Origin of the sequence: Lacticaseibacillus songhuajiangensis, assembly GCF_003946025.1 — a bacterium.
GTDB lineage: Bacteria > Bacillota > Bacilli > Lactobacillales > Lactobacillaceae > Lacticaseibacillus > Lacticaseibacillus songhuajiangensis.
The window spans coordinates 22038-38563 of the sequence record NZ_RHNR01000026.1; the positions used below are offsets into that span (position 1 = coordinate 22038).

16 protein-coding genes and 1 pseudogene are annotated in these 16526 nt (G+C 47.7%); 10 read left to right on the forward strand and 7 right to left on the reverse strand.

Features of this window, described 5'->3' with window-relative positions; all coding sequences use genetic code 11:
• The first annotated feature begins 62 nt into the window (after positions 1-62).
• The 5 genes from EKM97_RS07515 to EKM97_RS12140 all read left to right on the forward strand — a co-directional run bounded on the left by EKM97_RS07515 (position 63) and on the right by EKM97_RS12140 (position 5352).
• Positions 63-1280: a metal-dependent hydrolase family protein gene (locus EKM97_RS07515; protein WP_125571780.1), complete on the forward strand. Its 1218-nt coding sequence runs from the start codon at positions 63-65 to the stop codon at positions 1278-1280.
• 19 nt (positions 1281-1299) lie between these two features.
• Complete coding sequence (locus tag EKM97_RS07520; RefSeq protein ID WP_125571781.1) at positions 1300-2973, forward strand: peptide ABC transporter substrate-binding protein; 1674 nt, start codon at positions 1300-1302, stop codon at positions 2971-2973.
• A gap of 207 nt (positions 2974-3180) precedes the next feature.
• Positions 3181-3894 (forward strand): GntR family transcriptional regulator, encoded by a 714-nt coding sequence (locus EKM97_RS07525; protein WP_125571782.1) that lies wholly within the window; start codon positions 3181-3183, stop codon positions 3892-3894.
• Between the two features lie 95 nt (positions 3895-3989).
• The gene (locus EKM97_RS07530) at positions 3990-5138 is read left to right on the forward strand and encodes an ArgE/DapE family deacylase (protein ID WP_125571783.1); all 1149 of its coding nucleotides are present in this window, start codon (positions 3990-3992) and stop codon (positions 5136-5138) included.
• A gap of 91 nt (positions 5139-5229) precedes the next feature.
• Positions 5230-5352, forward strand: coding sequence for a hypothetical protein (locus EKM97_RS12140; RefSeq protein WP_263853718.1), 123 nt, complete (start codon positions 5230-5232; stop codon positions 5350-5352).
• 2139 nt (positions 5353-7491) lie between these two features.
• Here the strand turns inward: EKM97_RS12140 and EKM97_RS07535 are convergent.
• The 5 genes from EKM97_RS07535 to EKM97_RS07555 all read right to left on the reverse strand — a co-directional run bounded on the left by EKM97_RS07535 (position 7492) and on the right by EKM97_RS07555 (position 11065).
• Positions 7492-7848: a hypothetical protein gene (locus tag EKM97_RS07535; protein WP_125571784.1), complete on the reverse strand. Its 357-nt coding sequence runs from the start codon at positions 7846-7848 to the stop codon at positions 7492-7494.
• Positions 7849-8345: 497 nt separating this feature from the next.
• Positions 8346-10220: a DNA primase family protein gene (locus EKM97_RS07540; RefSeq protein WP_125571785.1), complete on the reverse strand. Its 1875-nt coding sequence runs from the start codon at positions 10218-10220 to the stop codon at positions 8346-8348.
• Positions 10207-10482 carry a hypothetical protein gene (locus tag EKM97_RS07545; RefSeq protein ID WP_125571786.1) on the reverse strand — a complete coding sequence of 92 codons (276 nt, stop codon included), beginning with the start codon at positions 10480-10482 and terminating at the stop codon, positions 10207-10209. The genes EKM97_RS07540 and EKM97_RS07545 overlap by 14 nt, the downstream gene beginning before the upstream one ends.
• Positions 10483-10554: 72 nt before the next feature.
• Positions 10555-10848 carry a DNA-binding protein gene (locus EKM97_RS07550; protein WP_125571787.1) on the reverse strand — a complete coding sequence of 98 codons (294 nt, stop codon included), beginning with the start codon at positions 10846-10848 and terminating at the stop codon, positions 10555-10557.
• 22 nt (positions 10849-10870) lie between these two features.
• The gene (locus EKM97_RS07555) at positions 10871-11065 is read right to left on the reverse strand and encodes a helix-turn-helix domain-containing protein (protein ID WP_125571788.1); all 195 of its coding nucleotides are present in this window, start codon (positions 11063-11065) and stop codon (positions 10871-10873) included.
• 142 nt (positions 11066-11207) lie between these two features.
• Here EKM97_RS07555 and EKM97_RS07560 point away from each other — a divergent pair, with 142 nt between their 5' ends.
• The 3 genes from EKM97_RS07560 (at position 11208) to EKM97_RS07570 (ending at position 13680) form a co-directional block, all read left to right on the forward strand.
• Complete coding sequence (locus tag EKM97_RS07560) at positions 11208-11747, forward strand: helix-turn-helix transcriptional regulator (RefSeq protein WP_125571789.1); 540 nt, start codon at positions 11208-11210, stop codon at positions 11745-11747.
• Between the two features lie 153 nt (positions 11748-11900).
• Positions 11901-13055 (forward strand): tyrosine-type recombinase/integrase, encoded by a 1155-nt coding sequence (locus EKM97_RS07565; RefSeq protein ID WP_125571790.1) that lies wholly within the window; start codon positions 11901-11903, stop codon positions 13053-13055.
• Positions 13056-13206: 151 nt separating this feature from the next.
• On the forward strand, positions 13207-13680 hold the full coding sequence (locus EKM97_RS07570; protein WP_125571791.1) for a nucleoside 2-deoxyribosyltransferase: 474 nt from the start codon (positions 13207-13209) through the stop codon (positions 13678-13680).
• 101 nt (positions 13681-13781) lie between these two features.
• Here EKM97_RS07570 and EKM97_RS07575 read toward each other — a convergent pair whose 3' ends face one another.
• Both EKM97_RS07575 and EKM97_RS07580 read right to left on the reverse strand, forming a co-directional pair.
• On the reverse strand, positions 13782-14936 hold the full coding sequence (locus EKM97_RS07575) for a tyrosine-type recombinase/integrase (RefSeq protein ID WP_125571792.1): 1155 nt from the start codon (positions 14934-14936) through the stop codon (positions 13782-13784).
• 194 nt (positions 14937-15130) lie between these two features.
• Positions 15131-15739 carry a helix-turn-helix domain-containing protein gene (locus tag EKM97_RS07580; RefSeq protein ID WP_125571793.1) on the reverse strand — a complete coding sequence of 203 codons (609 nt, stop codon included), beginning with the start codon at positions 15737-15739 and terminating at the stop codon, positions 15131-15133.
• A 160-nt stretch (positions 15740-15899) separates the two neighbouring features.
• Here EKM97_RS07580 and EKM97_RS07585 point away from each other — a divergent pair, with 160 nt between their 5' ends.
• A complete protein-coding gene (locus EKM97_RS07585; protein WP_125571794.1) occupies positions 15900-16103 on the forward strand; it encodes a helix-turn-helix domain-containing protein in 204 nt (67 codons plus the stop codon).
• Positions 16104-16259: 156 nt separating this feature from the next.
• Positions 16260-16526, forward strand: a pseudogene (locus tag EKM97_RS07590) (hypothetical protein); the annotation flags it as partial.

Here is a 16526-nt window from a genome sequence, read left to right on the forward strand (position 1 = left end):
TTTAGTCCCATTAAAGGTATTTCAAAACATAGTCGGTATTTTAATATTAGGAGGATCTACATATGACCACAACAGCTTACACGAACGCACACTTCTTTGACGGTGAGCATGAAGGCTTTACGCCTGATTCCTGGTTCACGGTGGATAATGAGACCGGTCGGGTCACGGCCAGCGGCATTGGGAAGGCCCCCGCCGCCGACGCAACGGTCGATTTCGGCGGCCAGTACGTGATGCCTGGCATGATCAATTGCCACACCCACATGGCATCCGACCCGAACGGTTACGGCATCCGGCCGATGGGCGAACGATCTGAAACTGAAAACTCCTTCAACGCCCAGCGGAACCTGCGCGATGCCATCAAGGGTGGCGTGACCTACATCCGCGATGTGGGGTCGACATATGACATTGATATTAAAATGCGCGACATGCGCAGCAAGTACGATTTTCCAGCACCGGGCATTGCTGCTTCCGGCCGTGCAATGAGTGTGACTGGCGGGCACAGTGATACCCATGAACCACGTAGCGCTGACTTCCGCGGTGCTTACATCGTGGATTCGCCTGATGAAATGCGCAAGGCGGCGCGGCAGGCGTTCAAGAACGGCGCTGACCAGATTAAGGTGATGGCAACCGGTGGCGTGATGTCCGTTGGTGATGACCCGAACGAAATTGCCTTCACGCCAGAGGAACTCCGCGAAGCTGTTCGTGAGGCACACTACCGCTTCAAGAAGGTTGCCGCCCATGCCCAAGGCAATGCGGGTATCCAAGTGGCATTGGAAGCAGGCGTCGACTCCATTGAACACGGCATCTACATGGATGAGAAGCAGGCGGACTTCATGATTGAACACCACGTGTACCTGGTGCCAACCTTGAACGCGGTTGAAGCCATCGTGGCTGACCAGACTGATCGCCTGCCAGCACACATGTACCGGAAGGCCCGCGCATTCTCCGAAGCCTTTTACGACAACATGCGCATGGCGGTCCGTAAGCATGTCCCAATCGCAACTGGTACCGACGCTGGCACCCCGTTCAACGATTTCAAGTCAGGGTACTGGAGCGAATTGGACCTGATGGTGAACCGCATCGGTGCCACTACGCAGGAGACACTTTTTGCCGCCACCAAAAACGGTGCTGATCTCATTGGGATTAGCGATGACTACGGTACGATGACGCCCGGTAAGTTCGCCGATTTCATCGTGATGACGGATTCCCCAATTGAGGATATCCACGCCGTCCAGCAGGAAGACAAACAGGTTTACCAGCACGGTAAGCGAGTGTACTAATAGAAGCGAGGAGTAGCTCATGATTAATATTCGGGAAAAGAAGAATGTGCGCAAGTCCGTCGGTACTGTCGTCATGATTGGCATGTCCGCGCTGGCTTTGGCCGCTTGTGGACAGAAGGCAGATGCCGCCAACACGCAGAAAATCAGCGTTTCCATCAACGCGGAGCTGCAGACCCTCGATCCAGACCACATCGTTGAAACGACCGGTGGTGAAATCACGAAGAACGTTGAGGAAGGGCTGACCACCATCGGTAAGAACACCAAGCCTCAGCCTGGGATTGCCAAAAGTTGGACCAAGAGTAAGGACGGCCTGACTTACACCTTTCACCTGCGCCACAACGCCAAGTGGAATGATGGCAGCGCGCTGACCGCCAAGGATTTTGTCTACGCCTGGCAACGCGGCGTGAACCCGAAGACTAAGGCCGAGAACGCCTACCGCTTCTCTGGTGTTAAGAACGCAGACGCAATTTCCGCAGGCAAAATGAGTGTCGACAAGCTGGGGGTGAGCGCCAAGGGTAAATATACCTTCGTCGTGCAACTGGAACACCCGATTGCTACGCTGATTCAGCAGGTTTCTAACGGTGTTTTCCTCCCGCTGCAACAAAAAGCCGTTGAAAAGTACGGCGCCAAGTACGGCACGGATGCGCGCTACGTCGCTTATGATGGCCCCTACACCATCAAGAAGTGGAACGGCACCGGCGACTCCTGGACACTGGTGAAGAATCCCGAATACTGGAACAAGGGCAACATTCACCTCACTAGCGTCACTTATCAGGTCGTGAAGGAAGCCACGACCGGACTGAACATGTTCGAATCGGGGCAGCTGGATCAGACCACGCTGCTCGGCAACCAGATTCAAAACGAGAAGAACAACAAGAGCTACGTGAAGAGTGAAAATGGGGCGAACTACTTTATCCAACTGAACCAGAAGAGTCCAAGTAGTGACGCCGTCAAGAAGGCCTTCAACAACGTGAAGATTCGCAAGGCCATCTCCCTGGTCATTAACCGCAAGAGTTTTGTGAAGAACACACTTGATGATGGTTCGATTGCTGCAAAGGGGATTGTCACCGAAGGCATGGCGCAGGATCCAAAGACGGGCGAGGACTTTGCTAAGGAAGCCTACGTCAAGAGCGACATTGACAGCGGGGTTAACTACAACCTTAAGCTGGCGAAGAAGCTTTGGGCCGAGGGGATGAAGGAGATTGGCCAGACCAGTCTGAACGTCACCCTCACCGCTGATGATGACGATGCGCACACCGAAATCGTGCAGTACATGCAGAACCAGTGGCAAAAGGAACTGAAGGGCATGCACGTGACCATCAAGAAGGTGCCAAAGCCAACCCGTGTTAAGGACCTGCAGAGCGGCACCTTTGACATCATCATGTCCGGCTGGAGTCCAGATGCCGGCGATCCAGCCAGCTTCCTCGACATGTTCACAACCGGCAACACGTACAACTTCGGTTCATACAGTAACGCTGAATACGATAAGCAGATGAAGATTGCGGACACGACTGGTAGTGACCAGATTCGTTGGGACGCCATGGTGAAGGCGGAGAAGATTATCATGGCTGATCAGGGCATCGTGCCACTGTACCAGCTGTCCACTTCTTACCTGCGCAACACGAACCTCAAGGGCATCATTAACAACCCTGCCGGTGGTGATCCTGGTTGGCGTGGTGTGAGTCTGAAGTAAGCTTTTAATAGTCGTCCTAAAAATACCGTTCACACGCGTGGTGAGCGGTATTTTGTTGTGCGATTTTTGTCAGTGACCATGATTTAGTTGCGCTAATTAACAATAATTTTCGCGATGCTTCACAAAATGAACAAATATACTGTAAAATTATATGAAAGCGCCAACTAGTACGTGCGGCCAAGAATTTTGCGAAGCGGAGGAACTGTGATGTATAAATACCAAGTGATTTCTGAAGAGTTGAAGAAAAAGTTTACGGACGGTTCATTCCAGCCTGGCGCGGTTTTGCCGGATCAGGAGCAACTGGCCGCAGAGTTCGGCACCACCCGGATGACGATTCGCAAGGCAATTCAGTCGCTCATTGTGGAAGGGGTGGTTTACACCAAGCGCGGCTCGGGGACCTTCTTGCGCAAGGATTTTGCTTCCAAGCGTGATTCGTTTGCACCGCTACTGAATAAACCGTTGGGCGCGACCAAGAACTATGCGGGCCGCGAAGTCACGAGCAAAATCTGGGAGCTAGACGCACGTTTGCCCACAACGGAAGAGCAGGATCGTCTGGTAATTGGCCCCGAAGAGCCGGTCTACGTGATTCGCCGCACCCGTTACATTGATGGTAAAACCTACGCCTATGAGCACACGATTATGCCGACTAAAATTGCAACGATTACGCGGAAGGTGGTCGCGAGCTCCATCTATCAATATTTGGCCGAGGAAGCGGGCATCCGGATTGCTGGTGCGCACCGCAAAGTCTATGCCATTAAAGCTACGGCTGAAGATATCGAGGGGCTGGGTGCCACGATTGGGGACCCAGTGCTTATGATTGACCAAGTGGGTTACACCGATGAGGGGGAACCATTTGAATACTCAGTCACGCACTTGCCATACCTCACGAATGCGGTGGTGGCAGACGTTGAGATTCGTTAGGGAATCAGTGGTAATTGGTTTGAATTTTTATACATTTAAGCCTATACTACTTGCATAGCATTTAGGTTCAAACGAAATGAAATGAGGTAGTTCCCATGAATAGTGAAGAAGCAGTGCAACTTTTGCAGCAGGTTATCCAGATCCCCACTGTTGCTCGTGATGAGGCCAAGGTGGCGGATATTTTGGAGCAGTTGGTCGCCCCCTACGTTCAGGCCGGCAAAATGACTTGCGAACGACTCAACTATGCACCGGGACGTGACAACCTCATCATCAAGCTGGGCAGTGACGATGCGCCAGTGAAGCTGGGCATCGATGGGCACATGGACGTGGTTGACGCGGGAGATGCTGCTAAGTGGCAGCATGCACCTTTTGCTGCAGAGATTGCCGATGGCAAACTGTACGGCCGGGGTGCCAGTGACATGAAGAGCGGGCTCATTGCGTCGTTTATTGCCTTCCTCGAAGTGGCGCAGACGCTCGATCCCGCGCAGAAGCAGCTTGTTTTCTTCGCAACGGTTGGTGAAGAAGTAGATAACTACGGGGCGCGGCAACTGGCCGCTGGTCATTATGCTGATGGCCTCGACGGGTTGCTCGTCTGCGAGCCTAGTGGCCCGCAGATTCAGCCGAGTTGCCGGGGGATTATTGACTACACCGTGACGGCCAAGGGGAAGGCGGCACACTCATCCACACCGGAAGAAGGCGCGAACGCTATCAGCGGCCTCTTTGCATACAGTGCAGCTGTCGCAGAAGAAGTCGCACCACTCATCGCCAAAAAGCACGCGATGCTGGGCCACGCGACGCACAGTATCACCTTGATTAAGGGTGGCAACCAGGTGAACATTATTCCAGAGGCGGCAAGCTTGCGGGCGAACATCCGGACAACGCCACTGGCAACAAATGCGGAGTTCACAGCGGCCATTAAGCGGGCACTTGCGAAAGCGAACGCTGCGGTTGACGGTGTGACACTGGATCTCAGCGTTGATTCTACTATCGACTTTGCCGCCAGTCCGGCTGACAATAAGTTAGTTCAGAGTATCCAGACCGCACGGGGCGCCATTGACCTGCCGGAGGTACCAGTGGTTGGTGGAACTGGGATTAACGATGCTGCAGTCATGCTGCAGCCGGGGATGGATCTTGCTGAGTACGGTCCAGGTAGTGATACGTCACACCAGACTGATGAATACGTTGAGATCGCCGACTTCTTGGCGGCCATTCAGGTGTACAAGGAACTTTTTGCAAACTATTAGTTGACTTACACTTCGTAAGCTTGTATAGTTACTTCTATCGCTACCATTAAGACCATTCAGAACTTGTTAACACGAATGGAGGTAATGCAGAATGACATACCGTCTGCAATTAGACACGAAGAAGCAACTCTTCATCGCGATCGACGTTGAAAACCAGCGTAACGTCGGCGTCGGCACCACAGTCGAAGCGGCTGTTGCCGATTTGAAGGGCTAACCTAATATAATGTCTCAAGGCTCGCACATTGTGCGGGCCTTTTTTGGTTATCACTGTCCGTCAGCGATAGCGTTTCAGTGACGAAGTCACGCTGGGCCTCTTTGGTGTTTTCATGACGCCGTTAGGCGGTGGAGTCGGCAACTCCGGTGGTGGTGCGCTTGGGCTACGCTCCGGGAACTACGTCGGGCGGGGACCGCTTCAGCCCGCTATCGCGGTCTTCCGCTGGCGGAGTTGCCGCAAGAACGGCGTCAACTCCGCGCTCCCGAGATGATTGTGTGAAGCCACGACGGCAAATACGGCCGTCCTGTCTCCAAACAATCATCTTTTCGCCCGACTCCGTTCCCTGCACTTCGCCCAAGCACACCACCACCTCCGTGGCCGACACGTTACTGAGCAGAATACTACAGAGAGAGGCCCATGCTGTGACACTGAAATGCTGAGACCGACGTTCGACTGTACATGAGCCGTGTAATTGGACGATTATGAAATTCCTGTATACCGCATGGTAAAAGTATTCAAAGTGTTTGATCAGCTAGATGAACCGCTCACGATGCCAAAGTTGCTTAATTTCGTGTTCATCTTTGTCTGCCATTCTCGCCACCGAAGCCCGAAACATTCACCACCACAGTCATGTGAATGCGCGTCGGAACTGGGCCGGATTGGCGATAGCGGACGGGAAGGGTGTGCGTGCCCACGAAAATGGCGGTGTATGTTTCGCACATGAACTTCGTGCGAAATGTACACCGCCATTTTCGTTAGGAGCGGGATTTTGCCGACGGGTTTGCGGCAAAATCGCCAGTGGAAGACAGCGCAGCTGGCTGGAACGGTCCCACGCACACCCTTCCCGGGAGCAAAGCCAATCCGGTCCAGTTCCGACCTTCGGTCTAACCACTATTTTCATCCTTGCGGATGATTTGATTGAAAGTTTCAACACTTACGCTGACGGACAGCGTTTGGATTCGGTTAGTGAATTGTGGGCGCAAAATAAGAATGTGCACAGCCGCGGATATGATGTTAAGCTAGTTCAAAATGGTACGAATCACACGCGCTAATAAACACGTAAAAACGTTGATGCAGCGGGGTTTATAGAAGCCACTACATTCAACGGATATCACATAAAGTAATCAAGGGATTACCAAAAGGATTACCAAAAATCTGAAATCGCCGGCGGGTAGGTGCTCACTCAATTACGAGTGGGCTATTTTTTATTCGTCGATTAAGTGCGTACATAATCGTAAATTAAGAGCCAACATTTTCACATCGAAACCCATAGCATTCATTCACGAAATACGGGGCTAGAATCGCGTTTAAACGAATCTGGTACAAGTATACTAATTGACGCTTAAAACGCCGTGACGGTGCAGGAAATACACACGGACAGCTAATTCATATCACCGGTATTGTGGGGGTCAAAATTTCATCCCCTTTCGTCAAATTTTTCAAAATTCCCAGAGGTGTGCGCTACTCCCTTGGTTGTACTGTCCTCTCCGACCGACAAAAAAATATTTTCGAGAGGGGGGCTATGTATATCCCGAAGCCAATGAAACTAAAAAAGAGCATCCGGTACACAATGACCGGACACCCTTTACTATTGTCGTTCAACGAATCTAAGAACTATATTGCTATACAGCTTTCCAGTACCAGCCTAACCCGGGCTCGTATGTCTGCACATGACAGGATAAAAACTTTAGATCAGCAACACACTTCTTAGACACGTTAAAACACCACTTCACTTCTGATTCATCGGCAACCCGAAACCCGGCTACAATCATCGCACCTTTAAACGCGCCGTTCATTACATGATTAGTGTAGCCGGGTATTCGGTCTAATTCAGGTGCACACGCTGGATTGTCCATAAACCGCTCATACACGTGCTTCAGGTTGTAACTGGTGTGGCATCTATCCAACTGTCTAGAATGCGTTAGAGACATGCAGAACGCCAGCAACCGGCGTTGTACATCCCCGGGTAGCGCTAAGAACAACCGCGGATCATCATCCGTTAAGAATCGTTCTCTGTGCTTAGCCATAGGTGTATCCGTGTACCAAGGCACCGGCCAGCCCCTGTTAAGCTGTTCAGGCGCACTAGCCAAAATGCTCTCTACGTTTGTTGGTAGTGAAACAATACTTTTCCTGCTCATGTTAGTAATCATGATCTTCTGTCCTTTCGGGGATGTTGATATGTCTAAGGCCACGGCGATACAACTCACTAATCCACTGTATTGAATAGCTCATCTTTAATGTGATTGCGTCTAACGTGAGTCCATCAATAAAACGATAATTCAGCACCTGCATTTCATTGATGTTTTCCAGTAAGTCGATGGCATCACATATTTCATCATGCAACTTATCCGCATTCTGTTTTGCGATGCTAACACGTTGTGAATTACTTTCTCCTGATCGGCTTTGGTGCTGCAAGAAGTACACGCGTTCTTTTGCACGAATATATCTGAATAGCCATTTCTTTTTTGATTTTAGTTCTAGTGCTAGCGTCGCCATTTAAAATTCGTCCTCTCGTTCGATAATCCAAAATGCACCGATGGTTTCGATAACTTTTTTGTAAATCTGTCCCGCTAGTGTCCCGCTATAAAAAACAGCGTTCAGCCCAGGTATAGAGGAAATGGAAGCGTAGTTTTCAAAATTCCCTTATATATAATTTTCTTTTTATATACTTATACTATTTCTTCACTTTTTATACCTATAAAAGAAGTTGAAACCTAGCGGGACAGCGGGACAGACGGTTTATAAACCCCGGTGCAATCACGCTTGTGGCGTCCGGCTTGCTAGTAAATCTGTCCCGCTACCCTAGCGAGACAACGGCCATTTTCACCCATTTTGGACGCAATCACGGATAAAATAGGGCTTGAAACGTCCGTCCAAATCGCGGATAAACCCGGCTTTTATCCGTTCAATCGCGGATGAAATCGGGAATTTTGAGCAAAATCGCGGACGAAATTGCCACTTTTTGGACTAAATCGCGGATTCTCTGCCCTGCTTCACTTTTCTACGTATACCCGTTTCTTTTTGCCGTCCACGCGCTGTTGCTTGCTGTTCAGGTTGAACTTATCACAAACGTACCGTGTGAATGCTTGCTGGTTCATTGGTTTGTGCCCGTTGTCAGTGCACCAAACTGAATATGCCAGATAGCAATTTTTAGTAGTCTCGTTGATGAACTTCGGCTGTTCTTCGTCAAGGTATGCAAGTATTGGCTGATTATCGCGGGTGTATTGTGCAAGCTGTGCTTCGCTACCCTGGGCAGTTGTGTATCCATCTTGCTTCTTCATGCGTTTAAGTGCCTGCAAACCAAGAATTAGCAAGTACTGCAACGATTCTTTGGATTGTAACTTGTCGTCGATGTATCTATCAAAATCGGGATCCGTTTCTTTAAATTCAGCCTCAAAGGGGATGAACATTAACCGCCGTGTAAGTCCGTTTGAATGATCGTTGATATGCGGTACTTTGTTGGCACTGAATATCAATGTGGCGTAGCTATCGAATTGAAACGGGTCTTTACCTTTGGATTCGATTACTACCGTTTCACCTGTCACCAACTTTTTAAACGTGGCGTTGTCCTTGATGTATTCGTTACTGATGTCATCCCCAATATTCGCCAGCTTTCCAAAGAGCGCAGCAGGCTTGAACCTGTCCGATAAATCTTTAAGTTCAATCGCGCTTGTGTTCTTTTCCTTACCTACGAACTTTTCAATCATGCTTAGAATGGAACTCTTACCGTGTCCACCATCCCCGGTTAGAATGAATGCCTTGCTGTATACGTTACGGCGATACATCACTGTCCCAAATACCTCTTCAAGCACTGCACGGAGATTATTATCCTCACATGTAACTTTGTCCAGAACCTTATCCGTGGGTTCATAGTATGCACCCGAAACGTAATCAACGGGTATCTTGTTGGGTACGATAATATCCGGTGTAAAATCCTGCATCGTTTCAGTTTCCAAATCATAGACGCCGTTACCAAGAAGAACGTACCGTGCATCTGAAAAATGCCTTTCTGGTGCTTGCAACGACAGATAGTTAATCACTTCTTTTCGTTGGCTAGTATTCAGTGCCTTAATCTGTTTCAGCATAGCCCGCTCAATGTCGTTTTGGTCATTGCTGTAAACACCATTAACGTAAATGTGTAGTTGCTTGTTAATCTGAATCACGTGTTCTTCTTTAATCAAATAATCCCCAAATGAATCATGCAAGAATTTGCCTTTTGGCGTGTAGAACGACTGTTTAATAAATGACTCATCACGCAGGATAGTCTTTACTTCACTTTCGGGTAACGAACGTTCTAGCATGAATTTATTGATTAACCGAATTGTTTTTTGAATCTCATCTTTGCTTAGTCCATGTTTCTGAAGCGTCAGAATGTAATTGAACAATTTCTGATTGCGATCACCCTGTTCAATATCAGCGATTCCGTTTGTATGGTTGTTGATAGGTGTCAGCCAAAACGGCAGCGAGTCTAAGCTGTCAGATTGAACTATCCGTTTCCGGGCGTTGCCATCAATCTTCAATGGGTCAGCCGTGTTCTTAATGCCTAGCTTGTAATCAGCCTTGATTCCGATTGCACTGTACCAACCAATCTTGTTGGTGGTTAGTTGGTAACCCTGAAAATAAAAATGCATCCCCTTATTAGTTCGTAATGCGGCATATTTAGCGTGTTCTGCATCAAGAACTGTCTTTAACTTTTTGGCTGCTGCCAGTGAATCCACATCAACCATAATTACATCATCCTTCAAAATTCCCACGTAAGATTTGCCCGATGAGTTCCGGACAGTTGCCCACTTTAACAGTTTGGCACCTTTAATTTTAGTAGCCGCGTGCTTGCCATCACCCCACGCATAACCCTTATAAATTTGCATTGTCCTTCACCTTAGCTTTCGGGATGATTGTTAAACCGTTGGTTAGTCTAAGCAATGTTGAAATATCTTCGATTGGCAATTCATCCACATTTTGCGGGTATGGAATGCCGCGCCATGTCATGGGCTGATCATCTTCTTCAACATGGAAAACAGTGTGCCCGTCGTTGCACTCAACAAACGTCGTTAAGCGCATGACAGTGTTGTCAGGTGTTAAACTTGTACTGCTCATTAAAATACCCAGCTTTCTATAATCGTTTGCCATCCCCGTATTGACCTGCCCGCCAGACTTGTCTTTACCAAAAAGGGGATGGTTTTTGTTTTGTCAGTATGTGTTTTACATAGTTACAGTGTGTTGCGCCATCCAAGAATCCATTGCGGTTCGGCTGTATACCTTAGTTCCATCAATCAAAATTACCGGCATCCCCTGGGCTTCATACTTACCTACTTGTGTGGTTGAAATGCCCAAGTATTCGGCTGCATTTTTTCGATTCAGGTAAGCGGCAAAAATATGCTTGCGCTGATTAACTGCCTTGGCCGCCTTTATCTGTGCATCAAGTGCGATAGCTTCCATTTGCTGTTGAATTGCACTCATGTCGAAGTTAAGTGACATCGTATTTGTTGCGCCCATGCTGCTTCATTCCTTTCCGTGGTTAAACCTGCTTGTAAATCCATGCGTTCAGCTTGGTTAACGTACTTGTTTTGATGTTCGTGCGTTTGCCGGCTAAAATCTCTGCTACCGTTCTACGGTTAACGTTTGTTTGAGTGGCCAGCATTGAAACAGTAATGTTCTGTTCTCCACGCAATCGCCCTAGCGTTCGAGTCAATTCAGTTGATACGGTTGCCATATGTTTCACCTCCTACGTAACGTTTTGTTGCTAACGAGGTTCATTATACGTAACATTTTGTTACGGTCAAGCCCGTTAACGTAACTTTTTGTTGCATTTAGTAATCTGGTCGTATATTCTAATTGCGAAAAGGGGTGGAAAAATGAATCGAATTAAAGAAGTCAGAAAAATGAAAAATATTAGTCAGGATGAACTTGCCTCTGTTCTCGGAGTTACGCGTCAATCAATCGGATACTATGAAACGGGTAAACGTGAACCAAAGTTAGCGACCTGGCAAAAATTAGCATCCGCTCTTAATACGTCAGTTCCATATCTTCAAGGTATAACGAATATGCAAATATCATCAAAAGACCGAAACGCGCTATATGAATTGATGAACAGCTTGGTGGCAAATACTAGTAGCAGTGACGAACTAAAATCTTTGGTACCAAAATCCGCAAGTTCCGTTGCAACGATTCAGAACATAACTGTTGCCTTGTATCTTTTGGAACAGCGTGCCCAAACAGACTTACAGGGGATGTTTACCGATTACGTTAATGAATTACTTGCATCAGTTGCTCCACCGGATGGAACGGAAATGACCCACGATGAATTAGCAACGGCACGTATAGAATCAGTTCAGCACTTGAATGAACTTTATGATTTCATGGGGCGTCAAGCCGGTAGTGCACCCGAATCATAACCGCATGTCTGCAATACAGTGCTGGTAGCTAATTCCAGACCCTTAGCGCCGTTTAAAGTAAGACCGGCAAAACTATACCTAAATACACTTAGCGTCCAAATTAGGCCGTACATACCTGCCCGCCAGCATGGTTCTACGGAAAGGAAGACGCAGATGGCTACAATCAAGTCTTACAAGTCCAAGAACGGACAGACATTGTATGAATTTCGAGTTTACGCGGGGATGGATCAGTTAACAGGCAAGAAGCAATATATTCACCGCCGCGGTTACGAAAATAAAAAAGCGGCCACGTTAGCAGCATCAAAAGCAACGCTTGATGCTAACCAACCCGGCCGCAAAATTTTTTCTTCACGATTAACATTTAAGGACGTCTATCAGGAATGGGATGAGGGATATCGAAATACCGTTCGCGAGGCCACTTACTACACGATTCAATCCACGTTGAATAAACACATTCTGCCCGCATTTGGCAGCAAACGCATAACCCAAATTACGCCGGTCATGATCCAACGCGTAGTAAATCAGTGGGCAGAGACATCCAAAGTTAGTTACTCATTTTGGCTTAGCACCGTTAAACGAATTCTTAATTACGCAGAGCGAAGCGGTTATATTGCCAGCAACCCAGCACGACTTGTTGTTAAACCTAAGTCCAAAGTGAAAGAACAAAAGAGTTTTGAAAATTTCTGGGACAAAACGGAGTTGGCTCAATTCTTTAATGCGATTGATGAAAATGAGTTTCCTGAACAATTAGCATTCTTTCGCGTTTTAGCGTTTGGCGGGTTACGACGTGGCGAAGCCGCTGCACTAACTTGGGCAGATATATCATTTAGTGACAGCTCAATAGACATTAACAAGACAGTATCCAAGGGGATGCACGCCCGCACTCGCATTGAAGAAACAAAAACACGTGCCGGAATGCGGGTAATAAAAATGGATTCAAAAACCATGCGTGCATTGTCAAGCTGGCACGTAAAAGAACTAGCGCTATTCATGTCGAAGGGAATTAATGCCAACCGTCCTGGACAGCTAGTGTTCCCGTCATCAAATAACCGTATTCTGCACACCAACACAGCAGACCAATGGTTAAAGAATGTAACGGAACGGGCAAAGATGAATCATCCCATAACCATGCACGGCTTTAGGCATTCACACGCATCCGCACTCTTTGCGTCCGGGGCATCCATCAAAGAAGTTCAGCAGCGATTGGGTCATAGCGACGTAAAAACCACGATGGATGTTTACACCCATGTAAGCAAAGAACAGACTGAGCACACATCCGATAAACTGGCCGCATATCTTGGATTTTAGCCAATAGATTACCAAAAGGATTACCACTAACTTTATTGCATCAGCCAAAAAGGCGGTTAACGTTGGTACATCAACGTTTGCTGGTTATCAAAAAATAGGCTATGATATTAAGCTAGTACAATATTAATTATAGATAGGATGACTAACACGTATGACGAAGACAGCTTACATCGCTTCCAGCTGGTTTAACGACGAACAGACAGCACACATGAACAACGGTGTTGCCGCAATCAAGGCCAACGCGACCGTTGATTTTGACAACAGTTACTTGCCACTGTCCCACCAGTACAAGAACCTCGACACCATGAAGAACCCAGAACTGCTCAGCGACACTGAATGGCAGCTTGCTACCTTCAACGGTGACGTTCAAGGTATCAACAACACGGATCTCGTGATTGCACTGTACGATCCTAAGCAGGAAAACAGTGACCCTGGTGTCCTTTGGGAAGTCGGTTACGCTTACGGGATTCGTAAGCCAGTTATCTTGGTACTCCCTGATGACAACGAAACACCGCTGAACCTGATGCCCGCCATTGGCGCAACGGCAATCATCCACATGAAGGACTTGAAGGACTACAACTTCAACTTCCCTAATTACGATGTTTACCAAGGCATGGTTTACTAAACCAATTAAATCAATGTTTCAAAAGGTTGATACACCGGCATTTGCGGGCTGTGTTGGCCTTTTTAATTTGCTCGCCGTTGCATGCGCTGTTGCATTTTGTTCTAAAAGTTCATGTATGCGGCTAATTTTTCGGCAGCTTGCTCGCTTTGGTTGGGAGTCACGTGCGCGTAAATGTTCATGGTCGTTTGAGCATCATCGTGGCCAAGCCTTACTTGCACCTCTTTAATGCTGGCACCAGCTGCAAAGAGCAAACTGGCATGTGAGTGGCGAAAGCCGTGCAGGCGGATAGGGTGTGCCATCTTAGCGACTGCCGTGAAGCTCGCTAGCCATCGTTCCGGTGTGTACTGTGTTAGTACGGTATTGGCTGATGATGGGAAAACTAGCTGATCAGGCGTGTTAGCGTTCCATCCCCTGGAAAGGCAGTAAGCTATCTGAGTTACTCGCCAGTGGTTCAGAATGCGCATTGTGGGAGCATCCATTGCTAACGTGCGATTGCCCGCCTTTGTTTTTGGCGGGTTGATGATGATGCGTCCTTTATTGCCGCGGCTTGCAGTCTTGTTAACGTCTATTGTGTTGTCTGAGAAAGAAATGTCGCCCCATGTTAATGCGCAAGCCTCACCCCTGCGGAGTCCTGCAAAAGCTAAGACACGAAAGAATGCGAGTTGTTCTGGGTAACGCTCAGCATCAATAGCACCCAGAAACTGGGCTAATTCCTCACGTGTCCAGAAATTTGGAATGTCATGGGGCTTTGCTAGCTTACTTTTGGGGATGGTAAGCAGTGCAGCCGGATCATTGTTGATATATCCGCAGCGGTGAGCGTACTTGAAGATGCGTTTCAGCACTGACACCCATGCTTTGTAGGCAATGGATGATTTAGTTGCCCACTCCTTCACCTGATGTTGAAGGATGCGCGGCGTCAGTTCTGTTAGTCGCCGATCCCCTAAATTTGGTAGCAGGTTGACCTTGATGGCGCAGCTTGTTTTGTAGTAAGTTGACTCACGAACGGTATTTTTGTAACCAGCATCCCATTCCTCATAGACCTGCCGAAAGGTCATACGGGCGGTGTTGATGTGGCGACCACTTTGGTTTGCGTCCAGTGTTGTTCTGGATGCGGCTAGGGTGGCCGCTTTTTTGCTTTCAAAGCCTTGGCGATGCACGTACTGCCGTTTGTTTGTCAGCTCATCACGGCCAACGTAGATATTAAACTCCCACAGTTTGCGGCCGTCCTTTGTCTGATACTGCCTGATTGTTGCCATGATGCTATTCCTCCTAGTACCAGCTGGCGGCAGGTATGTAGGTGTGTGGCGGCGATGAGAGCAGAGCAGTACCAGCCATTTCAGGAGGTGTGTCCAAAATTGGACACACCCATTCAGCAAAATTCAATCGGCACAAAATCATGCCGATTACGAAAAAATGTTTGCAGCATACTGTGTAGATTCAGATGATACTGCTATATTTTGAAGCCGACAGGAGCAGTCATATCAATACCGGTCTGGGCATTGATTACCCGGGTGAGTTCTGTGGACAATGCAGCGGTTGCTTTGTTCGTTGCCATGATTTGGAAGCCTGGTGTGAGATCTAATACAGCTTTTGAAATCTTATTACTTGCATTTTCCTTCCAGGATATTTCAGCAGGAGTACCACCGGGTTCGTAGTCCTCAACTTGAACAAGTGCAAACTCAGGAATTATGAATTGATCACTCAAAGTGTCTGTATGATTCGAATAAATCATCTTGCAATACATAGTAACCGGCAACTTATTAGCGTAAATATCGACGTAAAGGTTTTCAATATTCGAATTATCCTTGATGGTTTCGGCAGCATCGTGATCATTAATTTCAGCAAAAAATTCCATATCGAATTCTGTGTGTTCAAAAAAATCACCAGGTTGGATGCCCAGGTATGAACAAAGAACGTTCAGCGTCTCCATTTGGAGCATTTTATTTGTGTTGTTGATGATTCCTGACAGGGTAGATCGAGAAATTTTGGTATCAATGTGTACCCGACTTGCAGTAATTTGACGTTCGGCAAGTAATTCATTTAGGCGCATTCTAATCATGATGTGTCGTCCTTCCTTTTTGAGCAAATTGTAGCATATACACTCAATTTTACAAGGAAAGTACGTCATAATGCTTGCAAAAGCGCGAAATATAATGTACGGTTATGCCTGAAAGATGTAGTGTATACACTACAAAAAGAAGAAGATTGGAGATGGAAAAATGAAGCAAACAACAGTAAGCCGTGATTTAGTAATTGCACTGCGGCGGAAACGTGGCGAGGAAAATGTCAGCATTCAAGAGCTGGCACAACAAACAGGTGTTAGTACCTGGACGCTGCGGGCGGTGTTGAATAGTGAAGGCGGTAAACCAACACGCCCCAGCACTATCGCAAAGCTAAATGAATGGCTTTATCAGCGAGTTTAGAAAGCGGCGTGCTTTTTTGGTAAACCACTGAATTTTGCACTATGTCAGATAGTGTACCTAGTGGTTTACCAAGCAGTGTACCAAGTGGCATACAAGAAAGTGGCCAGGTCGTTAACGACCGAATTAGACCGAGCAAGATTAAACGGAGGTAGAAGAATGCCAGTAAGCACGGCAGCACTCAATATTGATTTAGCTCCGGTTGCTGATCAGTTGCGCGGTATTGCGTATGATGCGGCAGCGGAGGCATTCAAGGCCGTTAGTAAGCAGAAACATGCATTTGCGGCGTACTTGGATGTGTCGGGAGTAGCACAGTACCTTGGATGTAGCACCAACTATGTATACCTGGATTATTCACCTCGGTATTTGGGACATGAAATCGCATCTGGCCGGTCTGAAAGCAACGTTTGGAGCGTTGCGAATACT